Raw genomic sequence first — 23,482 nt, forward strand, 5'->3', positions numbered from 1 at the left:
TGTCCTTTCCAGACAAGGGATGACCATGCTGAACTCCAAAGACACCAAGTACAAAGGATTCACCTATCGCGTTGGCGGAACGCAGCAAGGGAGCGGACCTCGCTACGGTGAGGTGCGATATGCGAGGAACGAGGTCGACGGGTCCCCCGGCAAGGAAGAGCGGACTATCCAAGTCCATGGCAAATTTTCCGACTTGAATGCAGCCATGGACGCGGCGGACAGGCATATCAGGGCGATGATTGATCGAGGTGATCCGGCGCTCGACTTGCCGGAGTGAGTCGATAGGGAGCAGGTCGCGCATGACGTCGCGGCGGTCGCCTTGGCCGCAGTGGTTGGTGGTCAGCGTGCTCCTGATCGTAATTCTCGGAGGAGGGCCTAATGGAAGCGGACGACAAGCGAATCGCTGCCGAGGATGCGCGGCGCCACTGGAATAGTTTGGACACTGCCCTGATCGAGGCAACGAAAGCGTGCCTCATATTGAATGGGGGCTCTGTGGTCGCGATGCTTGGACTGCTGCAGAACCTCCTTGCGAAGTCACAGGGAACAGCGTTCAAACCATATGCATTGGGCGCCGCCGCGTTGTTCCTGATAGGGGCGGTCTGCGTGGTACCAGCATTTGGCCATCGATCAGCGATGTTCCGTAAGATTCTCGCCGGCAACGCCGAAGAAGCCGTCCACAGGGACAATAGTTCTCTGACTTGGCTCGGAGGCTCCATCTTGGCTTTCGTGCTGGGCGCCATTGCAGCAGGCGCGGGAATTGCCATTGCCTTGTAGTTCACGAGGCCCCCATTTGGCTGCTTAGCTGACCAACTCGCCATCTGGGGCACTTTGGCGTGCACCATGGAGTCGGAGAAAAGGTTGGCGCGTTCGTTCGTCATGCTAGGATCTTCAAACACATTGGAGCTGCCTATGGCTATGCCCGACGATGGAGATGTCATTCGCGCGATGGGAACTGTCGCGTTGTGGTCGGCATATATGGAGGAGGCCATTGATGATTGCCTTGAGCAGTTCATTGACCGAGGAAGAGCTGAGGAGCGATTGCGTAAGCAGTCAGCGCGTGAGAAGGCCAAAATTCTGAGGCGGTTGATCAATAGCACTCCCTTCAATGAGGAGCTCGTATATCTTCCGGCACTGCTTGACGCAGTCATCAATCGCTTGGAAGATCGGAATACTGTGATACATGGGCGGCTATACGTCAGCCCTGATGGCGAGATGATTCGGCGGTCTGCACGGCATGGGGAACCTGATGTTCCAGCCAGCTCTGCTGAGTTGTACGCGTTGGCAGACGGGATCCAAGAACTAGTTCCTGGGCTACTGCATGCGTCCAGATTCCGACTTGGTAGACATCTGGACAGGCGCGATGAAGGCGTAGAAGGGTAGCTCACGCTGCCTACGTATGTTGCGCTACAGCCAGGGCGATCGCGACCGGCCGTACCCACACCGGCGTGGCCGACAGCATGAACGTCTCGCCAGTCTCGGCCAGCAGCAGGGTGGTGCCCATCACCTCGGCAATAGCCTCCGCTGCATAGGGCGGCACGGCATTGCCGATGCGCTCGCGCCACGCCTGGTCGCTCAGGCCGTCCAGCTCGAGGTATTCCTCGGGTTCGATCAGCGACTGGATAGCGGCCAGTTCCAACGTGGTGAACGGCCGGTGCCAAGTGCCATCCAGCGCGCGGATGATTGCGATCAGCTTGTCGTTCGCCGCCGGCAGGCGCGGATCGGCCACCGACCACTTGCCGTTGTCGTAGCCAGCTGCGGCCGAAACGGCGCCACTGTGCTGATTCCAGCTAACCACACCGTAGTGCCCGGCGGTCAAGTAGTTGTCGCCTTTCTCGCGGTGGAAGCCGGGACGAGGGTCGGCAACGGCAAATGCGCCTTGGCCCGTAGTGCTGCCAGCGATCACAGTGCCCGTTGCCTCTTCCCATTGCGTGACGGCGTACTTGCCGTAGGTCGGGCCTTCGCGTCGGGGGTCGGCGACGCACTGTCCGGTCCCGTGCGCGCTGGTGACCGCGCCAGCGGCCTGGCTCCATGGCACAATGCGGTATTCGTTGTTGTGCTTGGCCGGGCCGGCGTGGCGCGGGTCTGCCACGCTGAACGTGCCTTGCCCGGGCGACTTCACGCCGATGATCGCGCCCGACGCCTCGCGCCAGCCCAGCACACCATACTGCTGATATTGCGCGGCATTAGCGGGGGCGCGCGGATCCGCCACCGAGAAGGCACCATTAGTCGGCAGAGACTCCCCAGCTACTGTCCCTGCCCCCGGCTCCTCCCAGTCAACTACACCGAGGTGGCCACCGCGGCGTTCCGGCAGGATCAGGTAATCCTGCAGATAGCCATCCTTCACTGCTAGCCGGTCCAGGCTACGCCAGTCACTGCCCGCTTCGACGAACGCCAGCCGCACCCAGGTCTTCCACTGCAGGGAAGGCACACGGTGCATGGGGCCGGCCTCGGCAGCGCCCGGCAGCGGCATGCGGTCCAGCACGGCACCGACACCCTGCAAGCGCTTCATTGGCGGCTCGTACAGAAAAGCCGGTACCTTGGCGGTGTGGCGTGCGACCAGCAGAAAGCGCTTGCGGCTCTGCGCCAGCCCGCCGATCACGCCGCAATCGTGGGTCGTCTCGTTCACGGCATAGCCGTAGTGGCGCAGCAACTGCCCAATCTGGTCCAGCAGATGCCGGCCGCGCGTCGCCAGCCTCGGCACATTCTCGAACACGATCAGTTCGGCCGGATCATCCTTCCACGCCTCGCACATGAGCCACACGCAGCGCAGAGTCAGCTCGTTGAGCGCCTGGTATTTCGGCGTCTTGCTTTTCTCTTCGGATAGCAAGCCAGAGGCGCCCTTGCACGGCGATGAGATGAAGACGCAGTGAGGGTGCTCACTGTTGGCCGCGCGGCGTACATCAGCGGGCACAGCCTCGCGCCAGCCGTGCGGCGGCTCATTGCCGTGGAAGGCGGTGTACTGCTGACGCGTGAACAGGTCCATAACCGTGCACGGCGTGCCGACAAGGCGCTGGAAGTCGCGCGCGGCAGCCGGGTCGTTGTCGATACCGCCGATGCAGCGCCAGCTCGCCTTCATGTTACGCACGCGCGAGACGGCGCGCCGGAAGCCTTTGGCGCCACCGCCAAGGCCAGAGCACATGGTGAAGCAGTTGTAGCTGCGGTGAATCATTACGACTCCTAGTCCTTGCAAGCCTCGCGGCGTAGAGCTGTGTGCCGGTCTCTCCCGGCTGTCACGCCTGGTTCTCTCACGCGCGGCGTTCCGCTCTCGGGGTTTAGTTGTCACCTTTCTTCAGGCGCTCGAACTCGGCCCGCAGCTCATCCTGTTGCACCATGTCCGGCACGTACCGGATCAGGTCTGCGGCAAGGTTCAAGGCTTCCACGGTCGTCGCCTGCTGCAGCGCGTCCATGACCTGCGCGAAGGTCAGGGCGTCTTCCTGCTCGACAGCAGGTGCCTGGACGGCCGGTGCATGTTCAGTTGGCGTTGGCGCAGCGGTAGCTGCCTTTCCGGCTTGCAGCTTGTCCTGGTACGCCTTGCGCGCGCGGTCCTTTTCGGGACCATCGGGCATCTTGCTGGCCATCTGGCCGGCAGCCGTCAGTTCGGCGCCGTTCGTTGCCGCGCCAATGGCGCCCAGCACTTCGTCGAGGCCAGGCGCGCCGGTGGCGACATCGGTTGCTTTCACGTCGGTTGCCTGCGCTGCGCGGCTGTGGAGCTTGTCCTTGACGCGACTGGCGCGGCTTGCCGGAGCCGGCTCTTCCTTGCGCACGTCCTCGACCTTGCCCATGTCGCGCTCGACGGCAGGCTGCTCGAAGCCATCCAGCTCGTCGGGTGTGCTGACGCCCAGCAGCACGTCGGGTGCGTGACGGCGCGCCCACTTGCGAATGGCTACATACGTGATCTGCTGTTGCGGGTCCGTTGCCCACTGTGTAGAAAAGCGCGGGTAGCATTGCGACATCATCACCTTGACCTCGCGCGGCTCGGGCTCACCGACGATCGTGGCCCGGCAGATGACCCCGAGGCCTTCTTCGTCCGCTTTGGTGTAGGTGGCGACGTAGTATTTGCCGCCTTTCTCCGACTTGCGTTCCTCGACCTTGCCCAAGACTTTATTCCAGTCACCGATGAACTCGTAATCGGGCCGAGCGATGATCGGTGCACGGGCGATCACGACAGCATTGATGAGTTGGGCTTCGTAGCCGAGCGCGCCGCTCTGGCTGATGTGGGTCTTCTGGGCAACTGCGAACGGGTTCATTTCCCATTGCATCGCCTGCATCGTCACCGCGAAGCAATCGCCCTGGTTGCCACGAAGATGTTGAGGAATGGTGGCGCGTCCAGATGCCATGATGTCGGCCACACGACTGATCGACTCAATCGTGGCCACGTCCAAGAGCATGGAGGTGGAACTCAGACCAGGCGCGCCCGGCTGCTGGGTTCGGTCCATCGTTTGAATTGCGGTCATTCTTCGTCCTGATCGTTGGTGGTGTCAGTCTTCCTGCCCTTGGTGGGCTTCGCGTGGCGGAAGTCGATGTAAGAAGTCTGCTCAACGAAGTAGCCCTTCTTCTTGATTTCCTTGCGCCGGTAGAAGGTGCCGTCGGGCAGCATCCCGATCGCTGCGCCGCCCATGAAGTCGAGGATGTGGTTGTCGGCTGCGGTGACAGCGGCTTCGTAGACCTTCAGGGAGCGCTTGGCGTCCTGGCGAACCTTGTGCCAGTGCTCAAGTTCGGCCAGATCGACTTTGCCTTCGCCGACGGTGTGGTGGAGGCGCTTGAGAAGATCGTTCGTGGTGTCGTGCTGCCAGTCCGGATCGGGGCGCTCGCCGGATTGCACGCGCTGCCAGAATGCGTGCTCCTGCTCGATCAACATTTCTTCCAGCTCTGCGTCGCGGAGGATGATGTACGTCTTCAGCTTGTTGCCGCCGACGCAGGCAGCCAGATGCCACTCGGGATAGTCGAGCACCGCCATGTAGTGCTGGCACTGGAGCAGGTATTCCTCCGGCACCTCGTCGGTCCCAGGCTCGCCCCACTCGCCGAAGCGGAAAGCCATCGCGTCGACGTTCTTGCATTCGAGCCCCACGCGGCAACCTTCAAGCAGCCGGTCGACGCTGGCGCGCATCCACGGGTATTTCGCGTGCGCGATGATTGCGTTGCGCCGGCGCACCTTCACGGCGTTACGGCGTGCGTACTCGCGCGCAATGATCTCTTCCATCAGCGTGCCAAACCTGACGTGCTCCTTGTCGTCCAGGTCTTCGGCGGCCAGTTCGCCTCGCTTCTCCAGGTAAAGCTGATATTGAGTCTTGAAGCGGGACAGGCCCAGCGCTGCTGCGGCGTCCGATCCGCCGATGCCTTGCTGCCGCTGTTGCAGCCATTCTTCACGAGCATTCATATAAGAAATCCTTCGAGGTATCCGATGGCGATGCTCAGAGCGTCGCAAGGGTTGGAAGCGATCACCGTCAGGTCGACGCCTACACCGTGCACCTGGTAGCTATGGCCGGGGATGAGTGGGCGCGCGATCATGATCGGGCCTCGGCATCAGCCAAAAGAGACTCGGCGCGCAGGACAACTGCAGCCTTGTCGATATCGCCCCAAACGACGCGCCTGTTGCAGCTGCGCAAGTAGTTGCGCAGCAAGATCGTGGCCTGTGGCTTCGCGGCCAACACACCGAGGAATTGCAGTTCCGTACTGGTGGTGTACGTCGTTGATTGCTGCTCTGCGGTCGGCGCCGCCTGTCCGTTCATAGTCAAGCTCCGAGACGTGGTTGGATGGACGGGGCGCGGCTCGTCTATCGCGAGCGAATAGGCTAGGTAGAAGGCGGCCCAAGCTGCAGCCGCCCAGACGCATCTGTTGAACCAGCGGACGTAGCGATCGATGCGCTCGTTGTCGCGGGGCGTCATGCAGTGCCTCGCTCGGCGACGAGTTCCAATGCGTCGGAGCGCGCATGACGGGCGGCCTCGTTCTCTTCGTCCGCCACACGTTGGGCATTGCGGCTGATCAACTCATCGAAGAGCTGATGGGCACGAACGCCCATCAGCTCATGGGACCGGCGCAGATGCTCGGAAGGGGTCTCGGCGGGGAGGTAGCGGACATTGCCGGCGTTGAGAATGTCGCCCAGATACTGCAGCGCTTGGTCTGGCGGGCAGTACGCTTCAACCGCGCCGGCGCGCAGATCGGCGGCGATCAGATCCGCAGCTTCGTGGTGGTCCATGTCGCATCCATCGGTCAGTCGATGGATGCATAGTAGCTTGCGCTACGCTACGCATCAAGTAGCAAATGCTACTGAAATTGTAACTTCCTCAGATCGCCGCATGTCGGATCGGACTTGGGCGCCGGGAGCGTCCATTGGTTAGGCGCTCTGAGGGAGTGCAGTAGCGTGCGGTCGAGGATAGGAGTTTCGGAAATTCGATCATCCCAATGGGAACCTTCCGGCCTGTCAAGCAGGTGGTCTTGCGCAATAGTCCTACCTCACCAATCGCAATGGCGGAGCAAGACATTGAAGAACCCTGATGACTACGAAAACGCAGCACCTGTTTCGCTAACCTTCAGCGAAGGCAACGTCATATTTGTTTGCTTGGGGCCGGTTATTGTCTCCGCAGGAGACGCCCAATCATTGCTTTCGAGCTTTGGACTCCAGTCGCCTGGCGCGGCTTCGGACAAGGCGGAGGGGAGGCGAGGTCGAGGTGTTCGTGGGGATGATCGGTAGACCGGACCCGGAGCGGAGGTCAATTACGACATAGCTGCGAGTTATATAAACTCCCGTCTCCGCAACTGCATCATTCTCTAGAGCGCCTGCTATCAAGGCCTCAACCTGCTTCGAAACGTCGCCCATCATGTCTCCATAAGAGGTGCGACTTCTCGGGTTGCGGCCCATTAGGCTAGCTCACCAACCTCAGGTACCTCTCCACCGTTTCGCCGCTATCCGCAGAAGGCGCCCGCAGGTAATGATCGTAGATCAATACAACGAGGTCGGCCTTCTTCTCTGGTGATAGCGAGATCTGCCGCTTGTGCAGGCCTCGCTCCACGCCAATGACGACTTCCCGGAGTAGTTCGAGGTTCCCCTTTTGCTCGGCATGTGGAGCGGAACGCTCCACGACATGCAACTGAGTTTCTCTTCCCGCGGCCTGGGTCGGTTTCCCATGCTTGGTTGAGAACCAATTCTCGAGGCCGGGAAGTCTCTCTACGGCCTCCACCGTCTTCTCGGAGACTGCCCGCGTGCCGGCCAGCATCTGCCGCACGAATGCGCCGTCTTTGTAGCCGAGGAGTCTGCCAAAGGCAGACACATTGCCGTCGCATTGCTTGATCACGGCGGCTTGCAATCTCTCGATTCGGTAGTCGGCAGTGGGCTTTGTTGTCATATCGCAAGCGTAGCGCATGCTACGCAACAAGTTGCTACTTGCTTTGCGTAGCAAATGCTACTAATATGGCCGCATGGATCTCGACACCTATCTCTCTCAGGTGGGAGCGCTGACCGTTGCGGAACTGCGTGCTCGCATGGCGACCTTTGGCTACAAGGTAAAGAGCGATGCCCAACTGCGGCAATGGCGCCACCGCTATGCCGGCCGTCTGCCTTCGCCCGAAAACTGTCGGGGGCTTGAACTAGCCACCGGCGGGGTCGTTACCCGGCAGGCTATGCGACCTGACGACTGGCACCTGATCTGGCCAGAGCTTGCAGACGCTCCGTCTACTGATGCGAAGGAGGCTGCATGACCCCCGCCGCCAAGCTTCTCATCACTGTCTTGGGCAACGTCGCCGAAATCTCCCTCCTGGTTGCCTGGAAGGGGTTCGGCGTTGACGCCGCCGGCAACCTGCTTCTGTTCTGGCTGTGGTTCTGCACCGTGGTGGGCACTTTGCTCTGGCTTGCGCCGGTCACCGGAGCAACGATCCGTGCTGGGCCAAGGCATCAACGTCACGACGGCGATTGCGGACATTGGTGCGCTCGCCTGGTTCGGGCACTTCGCGGTAGCCAGCTTCTACACGTTTGGTCTGCTGGGGCTGCATGTCTACTGCCAGCCGCTGCCGAGGCCTGCCTCGCGAGCGTGAAGGACGACGACTGATTTCGACGCCGACTTTTTGAGGAACGCTAATGCAATCGCTTAACGAACAAGCTGCGCAGTGCCTTGATGCCTTCAAACGCGAGAGTTCGCTGGCCAACGATGCGCTAGCACGCAAACAAGAGTTGGAGCGAGAGTTGCAAGAGGTATCTGCGCTCGCGCGCCAACACGCTATGTCTGCCAAAACGCTGGCAATGGTTCTTGTTGCTGCGTTCAGCCCCGAACCAAAAGTTGGTGAAATGCTCCAGGCCGCCTTGGGGTGGGACGGCACAGCCGTGCACATTTCGCCGTTTCTGGCCGGCGCTCTCAAATGGATCGGTGCTACTCCTGAATCAACAGAAGCAGATCGCCTACAGAGGTGGCTAGCAGAAAACTGACTTCCTCCGGGACTTGGGTCGCCTTCATCTGTAGATCCGCAGTGACAGCAAGCGCTTTCAGTTCGCTGACGAGCTGGTTTTTTGGCGCACGCGGCAAGGCGCGTGCCAGTCCAGCGACGGCGAGTTTCAAGACAATGATGTCGGCCGCGAGCTTTGCAGGTGCGTGTTGGTTTTCCATGTGTTCCCCATTCGTGGGAGATTGAGAAGGTCAGCGCCGCATTCCTAACACGCCGTGCTGCTGCCGAGTCCCACATCGTAAAAATCGGATTCTTTCTATGCGCACCTCCTGCCAGCTTCCCCATGTGGGTATGAAGGTCAGAGTTCCATCGCCATGCAGTGCTGGCGGTAGAGGTGCGCGCCCGTTTGCTGTTTCGTGTGTCCATGCCGAAAGCGTATCCGCCCACGGATTCAAGGGCATTCCTTCAATTCTGAATAGGTCTGAACGGCGATGAACGAGCCGATACCCAGGATGCGCCGGCCCAGTATCGAGGCCGCGATCCGAGCCGCGATAGCGGACCCGAGGAAGAAGCGTGAGTTGCTGGACGCCACCGGCTGGGACGATTCCATGCTTTCAAAACTGGTGCAGGAGAAGCCGGCCGGCATCACGCTCGACAAGCTCGACATCGTCCTGGCCGCACTGGACCACGTAGTTGTCACACGCAGCTACCTGGACGCGATGTGCACGATGGGGAAAGTCGGGATGTTCTGTGAGTGCGCTCGCGCCGGAGGCGGCGAGTGCGGATCCGGTCGGTAGATTGCTTACGCGCCCCCGTAACCATTCTGAAACGGAGGAGTGTCGCAATGGTAAAGAACTCAGTTGACGCATACGCGGGGACGTCGGGCTTGTCGAGGGCAGCATGACTCACGAACGTCGAAGCGGCGATATCAGCCACGCCGATAGCGAACTGGCAAAGCTCGTCATCCAGCATCTTCAAGGCAATCCGCTGCAGCGGTTCAGCGAACCGATGCTGGCCCGGCGCTTTGGGGTATCCGCACGAACTTTGTATCGCGCGATGAAGCCAGCCCTGGTCGCCGGTCAAGTTGCGTCGGACTTTGTCGAGACTTCGATCCGCGTGTACTACGTTCCACGCTCGCCGCAGCCGATGCCGGAGCGGATAGTCGGGCGCGGTGAGCTCAAGGGCTACGAGACGGAGATCCGCCGGCTTCCGGAGTTGCGTATGGCACCGCGCGGTGCCGGATGGAGGTTGTGAATGCGGTGCAAACCTGGCGATCTCGCGTTCATTGCTCGGGATCCATTTCCCGAGAACATCGGCCGCGTGGTTCGCGTTGTGGCACCAACCAAGCCTCTATTCGGATGCGCGACTTGGTTGGTGCGATCCGAATGTGGCCCGCTTCGTGCGCTGGCGCTTCCGTCGCTGACTTGCACCATGAGTAGCGAGGGCGATTGCCTAGATGAAGACTTGCGGCCGATCAGCGGCGTGCCCGTCGACGACTTGCTGGCCAGTCGGGACGAGCCGGCGGCTTGCCCGTCGGCCTACGGATTGTGTGAATGAACGACTTGCCCGAACCTCTCACGCCAGTCGACTGCGACCTTCGCGACTTCCAGTTCATGCCACTCGACGTTGAGCGACTGCGTGACAGCGACCTGGCGGCTCTGGAGGCTCCGGAAGCGTGCTGGGCGGCAGTGCTGCTCTGGTGTGCTGCATGGCACCAGCTTCCAGCGGCATCACTGCCAGACGATGACCGCATCCTTTCCCAACTCGCTGGCTTTGGCCGCGTGGTCAAAGAGTGGCAGAAGGTCCGCGACGGCGCTCTGCGCGGCTGGATCAAGTGTAAGGATGGCAGGCTCTATCACCCGGTGGTCGCTGAAAAGGCCCACGAAGCATGGCGGAGCAAATTGAAACAGCGCTGGGACACCGAGAAGGCGCGGGTCAAAAAATACAACCAACGCAACGGGACAAGCCTAATTGTGCCTGACTTCGATGAGTGGTTGTCCCGGGGACGGGGTAAGGATGTCCCCGGGGACATTGGCACTAAGTCTCCCAGGACAAAGCCGCCATGTCCCTCAAATGTCCCTCGGGAAATGGCATCCAAGGGACAGGGAGAGGGACAGGGATATATAAACCATAGCAGCGGCATAACCACCGACGGTGGGTGCGCGTGCGCCGCGGAATCGCCGCTTGCCGCCGCTTTGGTCGAGGCCCTTGGGCGGCACGGCATCCCAGCCCATGCCGCAGACGCGCGGCTGCAGCGATGGGCGGGGGAGGGCGCGACGCCGGTTCAGCTCGAGCACGCCATCGGCGTTGGGCGCGAGCGCCGACAGCGAGAGCGCTCGGTCCAGCCGCTCAACGTCGGGTTCATCGACGTGCTTCTGGCGGACATTCTCGCTGCACGCGGTGCATCGCCGACCGTCACGGCAGGACCGCCGGCCGAGTGGCACACCAGCGCGTCGGGCATCACGGCCCATGGCGCCACGCTCGGCGTGTTCCAAGGGGCGGACGAGCCGTTCCCGTACTTCAAAGCCCGCGTTTTCGAGGCGGCTGGGGACGGGCCCTGGGTGTGGAAGCAGCGGGGCGCTGTGACCATTGCGGGCGGCACGCCGGTGGTCGCGTCCGCACAGAACTGACCATGCCATCCGCGTCATTTTTCCTTGGCACCCTGACAAGCGAAACGTAGGCACAGCAACGACTTACAGGCGATTGAAGGCCCATTTCTCCCGACTATAAAAAGCGTCATGACAGAACCACTAACCCATCATCAGTCATCGCGTGTCTGCTTCAGAGTCCCAGGCCAGCCGGTTGCCAAAGGCCGCGCCCGCAGCTCAGCAGTCATGCGTAACGGCAAGCCAGTGCTGGTCAATGGGCGCCCGGTAGTGAGGCACCACACGCCCGAGAAGACGGTCATCTTCGAGAATCTGGTCAAGATGGCTACTCGAGAGGCGATGGGTGCTCGCCCGCCGTTCGTGGGGCCGATCCACCTGGTGGTAGAGATCGCGCTTGCAATCCCGGCAAGCTGGTCTCGGAAGCGTCAGGCCATGGCTGAAACCGGCCAGATCTGCGCCACCAAGAAGCCGGACGCCGACAACGTGCTCAAGGCGGTCAAAGACGGCATGAACGGCGTCGTGTGGGTCGATGACTGCCAGGCGGTCGAGTACCGCATGAGCAAGAAATACGGCACCTCACCGGGTGTCTACGTGGAAGTGATGGAGTTGCCGCTGGAGCGGGCGTGACGAGCTTGGAGAAGGGCATGGAAGCGATTTTTCAGTACACCGAACAGGCGCTGCACGTCTCGTTCCTGATCCTGTCGGAACCGGCGATGGCGCAATGCCAGATGCGCCGAGCGCTCGTCCGAGTAATGGAAGCCGCGCCTATGCTGTCAGGGCGGCAGCGGAGCTGGCTACAACAACTGCGCGGCGAGCCGGGGGGCGTCAATTTTGGTGACCTGGACATGCTGGAGACGCGGGGGCAGTGCGCTATGGTCGTGACCGCGGTTCGCAGCAAGCTGCCGCGGCCTGAGATGGGCGCGGTACTGGCACGCTATGGCATCGGAGCCGAGAAGACAGAGGGTGTCCAGATTCTGACCGGCTACGCCCGCGTGGTCTGTGGCATCCACGCCTATGAGCCGTTGTTTCACCTGATCGCGAGGCACTACGCGCCGCGGAAGGTGAAATGCGATGGCATGTCGGTGCGGGACATTGGCGACAAGTGGGGCGTGAACCGGGGCAAGATCCACCGGGCTGCGAAATGGATGGCAACCCATTTCGCCGCTCTCGAGGCGCGTGCCGTTGAGAGGCTTGGCGCTGCCTTCCGGGAGCACGCAGTAGTGTCGTCGGATGACGATATCGAATGGGAGGCTGCGCAATCCCTGCGCGCCAATAGGCTGGCTTTATCCGCATAAGCGAAGGCGGTTGCAGGGCGCGCCTGAGTTTTGGCTCTTCGCCGATTTGAACAAGAACGGTCGTCGCCTGTCGACCTGTTGTGTCGGCCAGCGTCAGACTGTCGCGGAATAAGGGGATCGGCCCAGGTACTGAAATTCAAAGGCGTCAGGTCTCTGGTAGGCTATCGTCCAGAAAAACCAACTAGAAAAAGCGCATGAAAGTGAGAATGCTGACGGACGGCCAAGCCACCCGTACCGTTGTCCGCCTTGTACGCGAGTGCATCCGGTTTGATGTTGCAGTGGCTTGGGCAGGCCCCAACACTGCAGTGGACGCGATGCTGGAGTCGCATCCGAAGCTCAGGCGTGTTGTGATCGGTACCCACATGTACCAGACTGACCCGGAGGTGCTGCGGAGGTTCATGCCCCACAAGGGCGCTCGCTGTTTGCCACCAGACGGCCGGCTCTTTCACCCGAAGGTTTACCTTTTCGAGATGCCGAAGGGTTTCGCGACGGTCGTGGGGAGCCACAACCTTACCGGGGGGGCTTTCGGCGGCAAGAACGTAGAGGTGAGCGTGCTGCTCGAAGGGGGCGCCGAGGATGCGGTCTTCGTCGACTTGGTCTCGTTCGTTGAATCGAGCTGGGGCTCAGCGGAGGCCATCGACGACGACGCCTTCCTGTTTGCCTATGAAGCTCAGTACCGGATCAACAAGGCCAAGCGTAGTGCGCTGAACAGGTTCCACCGACTGAAGAAGCCCCGTGCCGGGGCGAAGACTTCGCCTATGGACATCTCTTGGGCGACCTTCATCGCGGACGTGAAGAACGACGGTCATCACAACCTCCAAGGTCGGTTGGCAATTCTGGAGAGAGCTTCGGCACTGTTTAAAGAGCATGATTCGTTTGAGGCCATGTCGCAGTACGAGCGCAAGGCAATTGCTGGCACCTACGGGGGGAAGGAACCTCAACTCGATGACTTGAATTGGCCCTGGTTTGGAACGATGTTCGGTCAGGGCGACTTCAAGAACCTTGTCAATGAGTCGCCGGGGCTTCTGTCCAAGGCTCTGCAGAACATCCCCCTGGACGGTGATGTCTCAGAGGCGCAGTTCGATGCCTTCGTGCGCGACTTTGACCTTGCTTTCGAGGGAAAGGCGCACAAGGGCGGCATCGCAACGGCAAGCCGCCTGCTCGCGATGAAACGGCCCGACGTTTTCGTCGGCCTCAACAACGCTAACCGAGTGGGCATCAGCGAAGCGTTCGGGACGGCTCCGACGACCTTGAACCTCAGCAATTACTGGGAGCGTGTCGTTGTCCCTATGCAGAACAGTCCATGGTGGCTGCATCCAAGGCCAAGAGAGCCGTTGGCCGGGCGTATTTGGGACAACCGTGCCGCACTTATGGACAGCATTTACTACGATCCGAGCACGAAGAGGACGGCCACCGGGTGATCCCGCCTGGGGGTCAATCCGAGGTCCGGGCCTGGCAGCCACGGCTCCAGAAGCTAAACGTATGCTAAGCAGCGCTCGCCCACCGCAAAGGTGGGCTGTCCCTGACCGACCCTAAACGGTCTGACATTGCTCTCCAGACGGGCCGGTCGCAACGGGACGCTGGGCGACACCCTGGGCTAGCTGAGACGCGTGCTATTCGTTACTGCGCTTTGTCCTCAGAAACGAACAGCAACTCCCGATGCCACTCAAGGTACTCGACGGAGTCCTTGTGACGTTGCTTCAGTCCCAACTGAGGACTCAGACCGAAAGCCGTTTGCACCCCTTGCGGAAGTCTCGGGCTGATCATCATCCTGAAGTTCTCGTCAAAGGAGATCAGGCCTTGGTCGAACATCTTGTCGAGATTCGGCGTTAGCAACAAGCCGTTCGCCGGCGAGATTCGCTGTTCCGCCGTGTCGCACAAGCTCCATGGTCGAATGTGCGAAGCGATCAAGAACTCTGTGGCCTTCGGTAGGCCCGTGACAGAGCACTTGCCGCCCCATCGCTGGATCAGTTGCTCCCGGAAGAGGCCCTGCCCGACACGTGCTTTGATGACCGCCTCACGGACGGTCTCATCGAGGGTCTCCAAGTACCGCTGCAGAAGCGGGTCGTTTCCTGGATCGAGCTCAGCTGGGTCGGGCTTCGGCATCTCCGGCGGCAACGACAGATCACGATAGATGCGGTAAGCCCCAGTCGTGTCGTCATACGAGTGGACCCACCATGTCGCCGGATCAAGCCCGCGGGTATCCGCCTTGGACGCCTCGTCAATATTGGGAAGCTCTTCATGGCCTCGTGGTAGCTCGTCCTTGTTGGAGCCGCCAACTATGATGACCCTCAAAGGCTGGCGCTTGTAGTAGGCTGCTCTGACGACGTCTTCAAGTCTCTTGGAGCGCCAATCCCACGCATTGAGTCTGCCGCGGTTCTTCGTGAAGTTCTCCCCGGAGAATTGGACTGCCTTCAGCAAATCGTTGCGATACTTCCGGTCGTTTCCGTCGTAGTACGCCGCCTCGCCGCCTTTGTCGATATCTTGGAACCAAAGGCAGACGGCCGATGGCTTTCCACCTGGATCCGCGAATCCCCACTGCGAATTCCGGAATGAGTTGGTAACTGGTTCGATGGGCTCGCCTGTCTTCACGGATATGCTCCAGTCTCTGAGGTCGTGCCCCAGTTCCTGCAGCAGCCGATAAACAGCCGGCTTGCCCGTTGGCTTTTCGATCGGTGGCGACATTGGGTGAGAGGACATGGTGTTCAGGAATGATGGGGAGCGAAGCAAGCATACAGCCCGCCACGAGGCTCGGTACTCGATAGAGAGGTGCTAATTGACCACGTACGGATGGCATGTAAATTCATGTCGCGACCCCTTCTAGGTATTTGCTTAATTTGAGTCGGAACCTACACAGCTTTGGCGATTTTGGACATACCTCAGATGAGGGGGCGGAGTGGCCCAATCCGAATCTTGCACGAGGGGCAGCGACGCGAGCCATCGGGCCAAGTCGTGGTGCTTGTTGAGGACGGCGCTGCCTTGCAACGCGACAGATGTCCGCTATTGACCGAGCTCGGCCCTCAGTCTACCGGCGAGCTCCAGATTGCGAGCACTTGACAGCGTGTGACAAACGACCTACATTCTCGACAGAATCGCAGGAATTGCATCCAAAGCCCGCTGAGCGCAAGCCAGCGGGCTTTTTGTTGGCCCAAACAATATGCCGCTGAGGATCCCGGAGCCTTACCGGGGCGCCCAAGCGGGGAAGTGGGCGCGACTTCTTGCGTGGCGCTGCCTCACGATGAGGCGTGGCAGCGAACCGCGGCACGCAGCACAGGGCCGGGGCCAGGCGTAATGGATGCGAGCCAAGCACCTTGACCGGTTCGGTGCTGGTGGAAGCCCAGCAGGGTTTTGGCGGAGGCGGCGATGGCGAATCCAGAGGTATCCTTCCGCTTGGTAGCGAAGCTGGTGCCATACGAGCGCAACGCGCGCCGGCACACGGCAGATGAGGTCGCACAAATCGCTGACAGCATCCGCGAATTCGGCTGGACGTTGCCCGTGCTGGCTGACGCCGACGGAATCGTCGCTGGCCACGCGCGCGCGCTGGCTGCACAGCTTCTGCTCGAAGCCGGTGAACGAATCCGTCTGCCGAACGGTGATCTGATTCCGGATGGCACGGTGCCGGTGCTTGACTGCACCGGCTGGACGGCCGCACAGCGCCGTGCCTATATCCTCGCGGACAACCGCCTCGCCGAATTGGCATCGTGGGATTCCGATATCCTGACGGAGGAGCTATCGAGCCTGCTGGACATGGGCTTCGACGTTGAGCTGCTCGGCTTTGATGCCGAGGATCTGGCCGCGCTTCGCCCCGATGCGGTCATGGCCGAGCTGGATGCCGACGAGGCGCCCGAGCCGCCGGCGATGCCCGTCACCAGGCTAGGTGATCTGTGGCAGCTTGGCGAGCACCGCTTGCTCTGTGGCGATGCACTGGACGCGCGCGCCATGCAGCAGTTGCTAGCGGGAACGGTCGCGGCCCTGGTCATCACCGACCCGCCGTACAACGTCGCTTACGAAGGCAAGACCGCCAAACGGATGCATATTGCCAACGACGACATGTCGGACTGCGCCTTCGGCACGTTCCTCCTGTCGGCCTATCGCAACATAGCGGCTGGCTGCAAGCCTGGTGCGTCCATCTATGTGTTCCACGCGGACACGGAAGGCATCACGTTCCGGCGCGCTTTCGAGGCCGCTGGCCTGAAACTGGCGCAGTGTTGCGTCTGGGTGAAGCAGGCGTTCGTGCTCGGGCGCAGCGATTACCACTGGCAGCATGAGCCCGTCCTGTACGGCTGGAAGCCAGGCGCTGCCCACCAGTGGCAGGGCGACCGTGCGCAGTCCACCGTGTGGACGTTCGACAGGCCAAGCCGTAACGAGGAGCATCCCACCATGAAGCCGGTGGCGCTGCTTGCGTACCTGATCGGAAACAGCAGCCGGCCCGGCGATGTCGTGCTAGACCCGTTTGCGGGCTCCGGCTCCACGCTGATGGCATGTGAAGCTACCGGTCGAGGCGCGCGGGTACTCGAGCTGGATCCGCGCTTTTGCGACGTGATCGCTAGGCGCTGGATGACTGCAACCGGCCTCGATGCGACCCTGGTGGAAGACGGTCGCACCTTTGACCAAATCGCCGAGAATCGGTCCGCCGGTGAGTCCGAGCCTCCAGACAGGGCCGCCCAGATCCGCCTCACCGGTCACCCTGAGCCTCCAGCAGACGCGCCGCCGCCGAGAGGGCAGAGCCGGCTGGCATCCATGAGGAATTGGATCAGCAAGCGGCTACGACGCGAATAGTGTGTGTACATGGCAGGCAGGAAACCATTCGAGCCGACTGAAAAGCAGCGCATTACCGTCGCAGCCATGGCTGCCTGTGGCATGCCGCAGGACATGATCTGCTCGAAGATCAAAAATCCTCAAACGGGCAAGGCTGTCGATACCAAGACGCTGCGTGCTGCGTTTCGTGTCGAGCTAAAGGAAGCCAAGGCACTCGCGAGCGCCATGGTCGCGCAGAATCTGTTTCAGCATGCGATGGGCAAGGGTCGGGAAGCCGTGACGGCTGGCATCTTCTGGATGAAATGCCAGGCTGGCTGGAAGGAAGCGCAGAAAGTTGAGCTGACGGGCAAGGACGGTGCCCCTATCCAGAACGTGAACATGACCCCGGAGGAGTTCAGGGAGATCGCGCGGCAGCTGCTTGAGGAGGTCTGAGATATGCGCGTGTTCTCACCGGCGGATCACCTGGCCGCCGCGGGGTTAGCACGAGCGGACCTGTACTTTTACACCCGGTGGATGTTCTACCAGCGCCGCCGCTTCCTTTGGAAGCGAGGGCCTCACCACAAGACGATCTGCGACGCGCTTACACGCGTGTTCCGTGGTGAATGCCGACGCCTCATCATCAACGTGGCGCCGCGGTACTCTAAGACGGAACTTGCTGTACCGAACTTCGTGTCCTGGGCAATGGGGCAGTATCCGGACGCGGAGTTCATTCACACCTCGTACGGTGCCAAGCTGGCTGCAAAGAACGCGCTTGCGACGCGCGAGATGCTGTCCCACCCCGCCTACCAGCAAATCTTCCCGGCAGCCACGCTGGATCCTTCGTCGTCCGCGCGCGACGACTGGAAGACCACTGCTGGTGGCGTCCTCTACGCGACGGGCTCCAGCGGCCCGATTACTGGGTTCGGCGCGGGTAAGCAGCGGGATGGCTTCGGCGGCGCGATCATCATCGACGACCCGCACAAGCCTGATGAGGCGGAAAGCGAGACGGTCCGCGAAGGCGTGATTGAGTGGTTCCAGAACACGCTGGAATCCCGCACGAACACGCCGGACACGCCGATCATCCTGATCATGCAGCGCTTGCACGAGCGAGACCTCGCGGGCTGGCTGCTGAATGGCGGGAACGGTGAGACGTGGGAGCACGTATGCATTCCGGCCCGCAACGAGGATGGGACACCGCTCTGGCCGGAGAAGCACACCGCGGCAGACCTGGCGCGGATGGAGCAGGCGAACCCGTATGTGTTCGCCGGCCAGTACATGCAGGCGCCGGCACCGCGGGACGGCGGGGTGTTCAAGCCCAGCCGCATCGAGACCGTCGATGCGTTGCCCGCCGGGCTGGAACTGATCCGTGGCTGGGACTTGGCGGCAACAAAGAATGCCGGCGACTGGACTGTTGGCGCGTTGCTGGGGCGCACCCCAGACGGCACGTTGTGGATCGCCAACATGGAGCGCGAGCGAGGGGGGCCAGACGACGTGGAACGGCTGCTTGTCGGGACGGCCAAGCGGGACGGTCACCGCATCATGCAGTCAGTTCCGCAGGATCCCGGCCAAGCCGGCAAGGCACAGGCGGCATACCTGGGGAAGAAGTTGATCGGTGTGCCGTTCGCGTTCACCACAGAGAGCGGTGACAAGGCGACCCGAGCGGCGCCGTTCGCAGCGCAGGTGAACGTTGGCAACGTGAGGATGCTCAAGGCGCCGTGGAACGACGCGCTAATCGGCGAGATGCGCATGTTCCCCAATGGGGCCTTCGATGACCAGATTGATGCGCTGTCGCGCGCGTTCAACGGCCTTGGCGACAACATCGCCCGCGCACGGGCGCTGGCCAGCTGATGAAATCACATGAGACTAGACGGTTACGAATCGGCGCTGCTTGGCCGCAGGGCAGGCGTCTCGCCGACGCTCTCGCGCACGGCTGTCGAGCTTTATGCGCTGGGCGGGCTGTATGGCCGAGTGGTGGATCTGCCAGCCGATAAAGCGGTGTCCCGCGGCGTCGAGATTGAAGGCGATAAAGACAGCGTCGTGGCAAACGAGCTGGACCGCCTCAAGGTGCTTCCCGCATTGGCAGACTCTCTGCGCTGGTCCCGGCTGACGGGCGGCGCCGCAATCGTGGTTGTGGCCAACGACGGCGGCACATTGCGCGCACCGCTGGAGGCCTCGCGGCTGGACACAATCGAGGAGCTGAAGGTATTTGACCTTGACGATGTCAGCGCGACTGATCAGCGTTACAGCGACCCCACGAAGGCGAACTTCGGCATGCCCGAGGTCTACCAGGTGCGAACGCTGGCCTCCGGCACGGTCAACGCCGAGTTCTACGTGCACGAAACGCGTCTTATCCCGGTGCCCGGCGACCCATTGCCCCGTCGGATCGCCGCGATCAAGGGCGTGCCATGGGCCGGCCGCAGCGCCATCACTCGGGCATATCGGACGATCAGCGACTACAGCCAGTCGCTGCACTGGTCACTCGGGATCCTTGAGCGGAAGCAGCAGGCCATCTACGGCATGAAGGGTCTGGCTGAACTGCTACAGGCGCAGCTCGAGGACGTCGTGCAGAAGCGCATCGCGCTCGTTGACTCGGCACGGAACATCCTGAACACCGTTGCCATCGACAGCGAGGACGAATACCGGATCGAGGATACCAACGTCGGCGGCGTGCGCGACATCGTCAACGAGTTCCAGATCGCCCTCTCGGCAGAGACGGGCATCCCTGTCACGCTCCTGTTCGGCCGCTCCCCTGCTGGCCAGAATGCCACCGGTGACGCTGACTTCGGCACCTTCTACGACCTGGTGGAGGGACTGCAGCAAAACAAGGCCGGTCCGGCGCTGGAGCGCCTGATTACGCTGATTCTGGCGCAGAAGTCCATCGCCAAGACGATTGGTCAGTGGTCGATCGTCTGGCCGCCGCTGGAAAGCCCGAGCGAGAAAGAACTCGCCGATGTTGAGAAGACGGAGGCTGATGCCGCACAGGCGGAGGCGACGGCCATTGGCACGCTGATCGACCGCAACATCCTCACCGAACAGCTGGCGTTCGAATATCTGCAATCCGAAGGTCGATATGGACTCACTGCCAGCTCAAGCTCTCCCACCCGGGGCGAGAAGGAAGCCGCTCCGCCCGCTGAAGTGGCTTCATCCGACGGGGGTGGAGAATGATTACGTCAGCGCCGTGCAGTTGTATGCGAAGCGGATGACTGACGCGGTGGAGCGCTATGTGGTGCCGGCGCTGCCTTCTCGTCGCGGAGACGACCTCGGTGGACAATGGGAACGCGATGGCTGGTACACGGCGTTAGAACAGGCATTCCTCGATGCGCTGGCCGCCGCAACAGGGTCCGAAGAGTCGATGCGCGCGGTGATCACGCTGTTCGCGGACCGCGTCAACGCATTCAACGCCGGGCAGTTTCACAAGATCCTGCGGGCGGCCTACGGCGTCGATGTGTTCAAGTCCGAGCCAGCCCTTGGTCCGATATCGACGGTGTGGGAAGCAGAGAACCTGCGGCTCATCAAGTCGATCCCGACGCAGTACGTCGAAGGCTTGCAGAGCAAGGTGGTGGCCGCGGTGCAGCGGGGCGAGACGGTTGCGAGCCTCACAAAGCAGGTGAGGGAGAGCTACGACGTACCGAAGAAGCGGGCCGAACTGATCGCCCGCGACCAGATTGGCAAGTTGAACGGGCAACTCACGGAATACCGGCAGCGCAATGTCGGTGTCGATGAGTACCGCTGGCGTGGCGTTCTCGATGCCAGAGAGCGCGACGAGCATGTCGGCCGAGAAGGCGACAAGTTTCGGTGGGATTCCCCGCCGGCTGACGGCAATCCGGGACAACCTATCCGTTGTCGCTGCTGGGCCGAACCGGTACTTCCGAATCTTGATGACCTGGACGCCCTGATCGTCCATTGAGGGCAAAACCATGGAAATCCGATTTGACACCATGCCGCTGCGGGCAACCAGCACGACGGAGGGGTTCCTGCGCGATAGCCCCATCCTGACGCGGGCGGGCGTCTTCCCGTACAAGCGCCAGGATGGCACCACTCGGTTTGAACTGCGCCCGCCGGAAGAAGTGTTCCATTCGGACACGCTGGCCAGCCTGAAGGGCATCCCGATCACGGACGGTCACCCCGGCCTGGTAAACGCTCGCAACGCCAAGCTGCACACGGTTGGCACGGTGCTGTCGGAGGGGCGCCAGGACGGCCAGAATACCGTTGCCGACGTAGTGGTGCACGACACGTCGCCAATCGCCGCAGGCAAGAAGGATCTGTCCTGCGGCTACACGCTGACGCTGGACGAGACGCCGGGAGAGTGGAACGGACAGCGCTACGACGCTGTGCAACGAACTATCAGGTACAACCATGTGGGCCTGGTGCGAGCAGGACGGGCTGGAAATGCCCGCCTGAACTTGGATGCGGCTGATGCCGATTCGAACAACGATGAGGAAAGCAACATGACGACTGTCAAAGTCCGGCTTGACTCGGGGCTGTCCTATGACGCCGCGCCCGAGGTAGCCCAGGAGCTGGAGGCGCTGCGCGGCAAGCTGACTGCCGAGACGAAGCGGGCGGATGCGCAACAGGCGCGCGCCGATTCCGAGAAGGCGCGCGCCGACGAGGCGGTGGGGCAGATCGAGCAGGCTCGCAAGGATGGTCAGGCCGCGGCGCAGGCTCGCCTGAAGCTGGAGGCGGACGCCAAGACCCACGGCATCGAAGTCAAGCAAGACATGGCCGACAAGGACATTCGTGTCGCGGTGATCAAGGCGGTCCGTGGCGACGGCTTCGACGTGGCCGGCAAGTCCGACGCTTACCTGGAGGTGGCGTACGATCTTGCCGTAAACGAAAAGGCAAGCCGGGCAGACGCACTCAGCAGCCAGCGCCGCGAGATGCAGCAACACTTGCACCAAGACGGCGGCGACGGAAAGGGCGGTAACGGTCGCGGTGGCAATGTTTCTGCCGCTGCGGCCCGCGCCAAGATGATCAGCGGCATGAACGGAGGCCAGTAACCATGATGTATTCGGACCAGTTGGACCCGGCCTTTCCGGGCATGAAGATCGACTCGCGCGATGACCTCGTCGAGTCGTTCCCGGTCGGCGCGGACCTGGGCTTCGGCCTGGTGTGTGGCAAGGACGCCAGCGGCCTGCTTGTGCCCGGTTCGGGCACGAAGTTGGCCGGGATCTCGCTGCAGACTCACACGATTCCCTTCAACGTCAACAAGTACGTCAAGACGGACTGCGCGTCGATCCTGCGCCGCGGTGGTGTCTGGGCGGTGGTGACCCCAGGCGCTTCCGTTACGGACGAGGGGCCTGTGAAATTCGCCGAAGATGGCACGGTGTCGGACAACGGCAGCAAGGCGCTGCCCAACGCGGTGTTCCGAAGCGACAAGGTGACGCTGCTGGACGGTACCGATATCGTGAGCGTGGAACTGCACAACCCGTTCGCCTGACCACCGCGCATCAGTGCAACCCACATCGCCGGCCCGCCACAGTGCGGGCCGCTCTTATTTCCGCGAGGGAAACATGAATCGACACACTCACTACGACGAAGCCGATCTGGCCGCCGTGCAGACCTTTGCCCCGCAGATGGGCGGCCTGCGCGAGGACGAATCGATCTTCGCCGCGCGCGAGCTGGATTACGTCAAGGCGCGCACCTACGACCGCAAGCTGCCGCCCATGAAGGGCCTGCAGCTGGTGCCTCAGACCTCGGAAGTGCCGGAATGGGCCGAGACCTTCACCTATCGCTACTACGACCAGGTGGGCATGGCAAAGATCGTGGCGAACTATGCCGACGATCTGCCGCGCGCGGATGTGAAGGGTCAGGAGAAGACCGTTCGCATCAAGGACATCGGCGACAGCTACGGCTACAACATCTCCGAGCTGCGCGCCAGCATGGCGCTGCAGGCCAACCTGCCGACACGCAAGGCGAGTGCTGCGCGCCGCGCGGTCGACGTGAAGCTGAACCAGGTGGCGATGGTCGGCGACCCCGACTATGGGCTGTTCGGCCTGACCACTCACCCGAACATCGGCGTGACCGTCCTGCCGCACGGCGACTGGGCCAATCCTGCGCGCACGGCGGACGAGATGCTGGAGGACGCTGATGCGCTCTGGAACTCGGTTCGCCTGCAGTCGAAGGGCGTCCATACCCCGACCATGTGGGCGCTGCCGAGCATCGAGTACTCGCTGCTCTTCTCGCGGCGCCTGCCGGACTCCGTCGGCAAGACCGTCGGCGAGTTCTTCAAGGGCAAACATCCGGGCCTGACGATCGAGGAAGTCCCCGAGTTTCAGGACGCGGGCGAGGGCGGCACGCCGCTCACGCTGATGTACGAGTTCAGCTCGGACAACGTCAGCATGGAGAACCCCATGCCCTTCAACCAGCTGCCGGCGCAAGCCCGCAACCTCGAGCTGGTGGTGCCGTGTCTGGCCCGTACCGCGGGCGTCACCGTGTACTACCCCCTGGCACTCACCAAGGCGGAGATCTGAC

27 protein-coding genes are annotated in these 23,482 nt (G+C 61.9%); 19 read left to right on the plus strand and 8 right to left on the minus strand.

From position 1 onward, the window contains the following. The first annotated feature begins 19 nt into the window (after positions 1-19). Positions 20-277, plus strand: coding sequence for a hypothetical protein (locus tag K309_RS0109570; RefSeq protein WP_029046220.1), 258 nt, complete (start codon positions 20-22; stop codon positions 275-277). Between the two features lie 101 nt (positions 278-378). After that, complete coding sequence (locus K309_RS0109575) at positions 379-774, plus strand: hypothetical protein (protein ID WP_029046221.1); 396 nt, start codon at positions 379-381, stop codon at positions 772-774. 616 nt (positions 775-1,390) lie between these two features. On the opposite strand, the gene K309_RS0109585 is transcribed toward K309_RS0109575, so the two are convergent. The 6 genes from K309_RS0109585 to K309_RS39150 form a co-directional block, all read right to left on the minus strand. Continuing rightward, positions 1,391-3,169, minus strand: a complete 1,779-nt coding sequence (locus K309_RS0109585) for a DNA cytosine methyltransferase (protein WP_029046223.1) — start codon at positions 3,167-3,169, stop codon at positions 1,391-1,393. 103 nt (positions 3,170-3,272) lie between these two features. Next, positions 3,273-4,454 carry a RecT family recombinase gene (locus tag K309_RS39145; RefSeq protein WP_198030800.1) on the minus strand — a complete coding sequence of 394 codons (1,182 nt, stop codon included), beginning with the start codon at positions 4,452-4,454 and terminating at the stop codon, positions 3,273-3,275. After that, on the minus strand, positions 4,451-5,425 hold the full coding sequence (locus K309_RS0109595; protein WP_232232345.1) for a YqaJ viral recombinase family nuclease: 975 nt from the start codon (positions 5,423-5,425) through the stop codon (positions 4,451-4,453). The genes K309_RS39145 and K309_RS0109595 overlap by 4 nt, the downstream gene beginning before the upstream one ends. Positions 5,426-5,504: 79 nt before the next feature. Beyond that, positions 5,505-5,729: a hypothetical protein gene (locus tag K309_RS41620; protein ID WP_156914326.1), complete on the minus strand. Its 225-nt coding sequence runs from the start codon at positions 5,727-5,729 to the stop codon at positions 5,505-5,507. 152 nt (positions 5,730-5,881) lie between these two features. Then, a complete protein-coding gene (locus K309_RS41625) occupies positions 5,882-6,196 on the minus strand; it encodes a hypothetical protein (RefSeq protein WP_156914327.1) in 315 nt (104 codons plus the stop codon). 667 nt (positions 6,197-6,863) lie between these two features. Next, the gene (locus tag K309_RS39150; RefSeq protein WP_156914328.1) at positions 6,864-7,343 is read right to left on the minus strand and encodes a hypothetical protein; all 480 of its coding nucleotides are present in this window, start codon (positions 7,341-7,343) and stop codon (positions 6,864-6,866) included. 73 nt (positions 7,344-7,416) lie between these two features. Between K309_RS39150 and K309_RS0109620 the strand changes: the two genes are divergently transcribed. Genes K309_RS0109620 through K309_RS41630 form a run of 3 tightly spaced genes read left to right on the plus strand, consistent with a single transcriptional unit; the run spans position 7,417 to position 8,416 of the window. Next, positions 7,417-7,695 (plus strand): transcriptional regulator, encoded by a 279-nt coding sequence (locus K309_RS0109620; RefSeq protein WP_029046228.1) that lies wholly within the window; start codon positions 7,417-7,419, stop codon positions 7,693-7,695. After that, positions 7,692-8,042, plus strand: a complete 351-nt coding sequence (locus tag K309_RS0109625) for a hypothetical protein (protein ID WP_029046229.1) — start codon at positions 7,692-7,694, stop codon at positions 8,040-8,042. The genes K309_RS0109620 and K309_RS0109625 overlap by 4 nt, the downstream gene beginning before the upstream one ends. A gap of 29 nt (positions 8,043-8,071) precedes the next feature. Then, complete coding sequence (locus K309_RS41630) at positions 8,072-8,416, plus strand: hypothetical protein (protein ID WP_156914329.1); 345 nt, start codon at positions 8,072-8,074, stop codon at positions 8,414-8,416. Here K309_RS41630 and K309_RS0109630 read toward each other — a convergent pair. Then, positions 8,361-8,594, minus strand: a complete 234-nt coding sequence (locus tag K309_RS0109630) for a hypothetical protein (protein ID WP_029046230.1) — start codon at positions 8,592-8,594, stop codon at positions 8,361-8,363. The two genes, K309_RS41630 and K309_RS0109630, sit on opposite strands and share 56 nt — an antisense overlap. Positions 8,595-8,864: 270 nt before the next feature. On the opposite strand from K309_RS0109630, the gene K309_RS0109635 reads away from it, so the two are divergent. The 6 genes from K309_RS0109635 (at position 8,865) to K309_RS0109660 (ending at position 13,695) form a co-directional block, all read left to right on the plus strand. After that, positions 8,865-9,170, plus strand: coding sequence for a DNA-binding protein (locus tag K309_RS0109635; RefSeq protein WP_232232346.1), 306 nt, complete (start codon positions 8,865-8,867; stop codon positions 9,168-9,170). A 103-nt stretch (positions 9,171-9,273) separates the two neighbouring features. Then, positions 9,274-9,627, plus strand: a complete 354-nt coding sequence (locus tag K309_RS0109640) for a hypothetical protein (protein WP_029046232.1) — start codon at positions 9,274-9,276, stop codon at positions 9,625-9,627. Positions 9,628-9,926: 299 nt separating this feature from the next. Continuing rightward, the gene (locus K309_RS39155) at positions 9,927-11,003 is read left to right on the plus strand and encodes a DUF1376 domain-containing protein (RefSeq protein ID WP_051320395.1); all 1,077 of its coding nucleotides are present in this window, start codon (positions 9,927-9,929) and stop codon (positions 11,001-11,003) included. A gap of 108 nt (positions 11,004-11,111) precedes the next feature. Next, positions 11,112-11,606, plus strand: a complete 495-nt coding sequence (locus tag K309_RS0109650; RefSeq protein ID WP_029046233.1) for a RusA family crossover junction endodeoxyribonuclease — start codon at positions 11,112-11,114, stop codon at positions 11,604-11,606. A 17-nt stretch (positions 11,607-11,623) separates the two neighbouring features. Next, positions 11,624-12,274: a hypothetical protein gene (locus tag K309_RS39160; protein ID WP_156914330.1), complete on the plus strand. Its 651-nt coding sequence runs from the start codon at positions 11,624-11,626 to the stop codon at positions 12,272-12,274. A 206-nt stretch (positions 12,275-12,480) separates the two neighbouring features. Then, positions 12,481-13,695: a phospholipase D family protein gene (locus tag K309_RS0109660; protein WP_035877129.1), complete on the plus strand. Its 1,215-nt coding sequence runs from the start codon at positions 12,481-12,483 to the stop codon at positions 13,693-13,695. A gap of 199 nt (positions 13,696-13,894) precedes the next feature. Here K309_RS0109660 and K309_RS39165 read toward each other — a convergent pair whose 3' ends face one another. Then, positions 13,895-14,959 carry an HNH endonuclease gene (locus K309_RS39165; protein WP_051320397.1) on the minus strand — a complete coding sequence of 355 codons (1,065 nt, stop codon included), beginning with the start codon at positions 14,957-14,959 and terminating at the stop codon, positions 13,895-13,897. A 678-nt stretch (positions 14,960-15,637) separates the two neighbouring features. Here K309_RS39165 and K309_RS36255 point away from each other — a divergent pair. From K309_RS36255 to K309_RS0109710, 8 genes are all read left to right on the plus strand, one after another. Continuing rightward, positions 15,638-17,053, plus strand: a complete 1,416-nt coding sequence (locus K309_RS36255) for a site-specific DNA-methyltransferase (RefSeq protein WP_051320398.1) — start codon at positions 15,638-15,640, stop codon at positions 17,051-17,053. Between the two features lie 9 nt (positions 17,054-17,062). Beyond that, positions 17,063-17,464 carry a hypothetical protein gene (locus tag K309_RS36260; RefSeq protein WP_156914331.1) on the plus strand — a complete coding sequence of 134 codons (402 nt, stop codon included), beginning with the start codon at positions 17,063-17,065 and terminating at the stop codon, positions 17,462-17,464. 3 nt (positions 17,465-17,467) lie between these two features. Then, positions 17,468-18,859 (plus strand): phage terminase large subunit, encoded by a 1,392-nt coding sequence (gene terL, locus K309_RS0109685; RefSeq protein WP_029046235.1) that lies wholly within the window; start codon positions 17,468-17,470, stop codon positions 18,857-18,859. Positions 18,860-18,868: 9 nt separating this feature from the next. Further along, positions 18,869-20,176 carry a phage portal protein gene (locus K309_RS36265; RefSeq protein WP_064737433.1) on the plus strand — a complete coding sequence of 436 codons (1,308 nt, stop codon included), beginning with the start codon at positions 18,869-18,871 and terminating at the stop codon, positions 20,174-20,176. Beyond that, the gene (locus K309_RS0109695; protein ID WP_232232347.1) at positions 20,166-20,918 is read left to right on the plus strand and encodes a phage head morphogenesis protein; all 753 of its coding nucleotides are present in this window, start codon (positions 20,166-20,168) and stop codon (positions 20,916-20,918) included. The genes K309_RS36265 and K309_RS0109695 overlap by 11 nt, the downstream gene beginning before the upstream one ends. A 10-nt stretch (positions 20,919-20,928) precedes the next feature. Then, complete coding sequence (locus K309_RS36270) at positions 20,929-22,008, plus strand: DUF2213 domain-containing protein (RefSeq protein WP_035877132.1); 1,080 nt, start codon at positions 20,929-20,931, stop codon at positions 22,006-22,008. A 2-nt stretch (positions 22,009-22,010) separates the two neighbouring features. Beyond that, complete coding sequence (locus K309_RS36275) at positions 22,011-22,448, plus strand: structural cement protein Gp24 (protein ID WP_232232348.1); 438 nt, start codon at positions 22,011-22,013, stop codon at positions 22,446-22,448. 73 nt (positions 22,449-22,521) lie between these two features. Next, a complete protein-coding gene (locus tag K309_RS0109710; RefSeq protein ID WP_029046237.1) occupies positions 22,522-23,481 on the plus strand; it encodes a DUF2184 domain-containing protein in 960 nt (319 codons plus the stop codon). The last annotated feature ends 1 nt before the right edge of the window (position 23,482 follow it).

Source organism: Cupriavidus phytohabitans (assembly GCF_000426345.1).
GTDB lineage: Bacteria > Pseudomonadota > Gammaproteobacteria > Burkholderiales > Burkholderiaceae > Cupriavidus.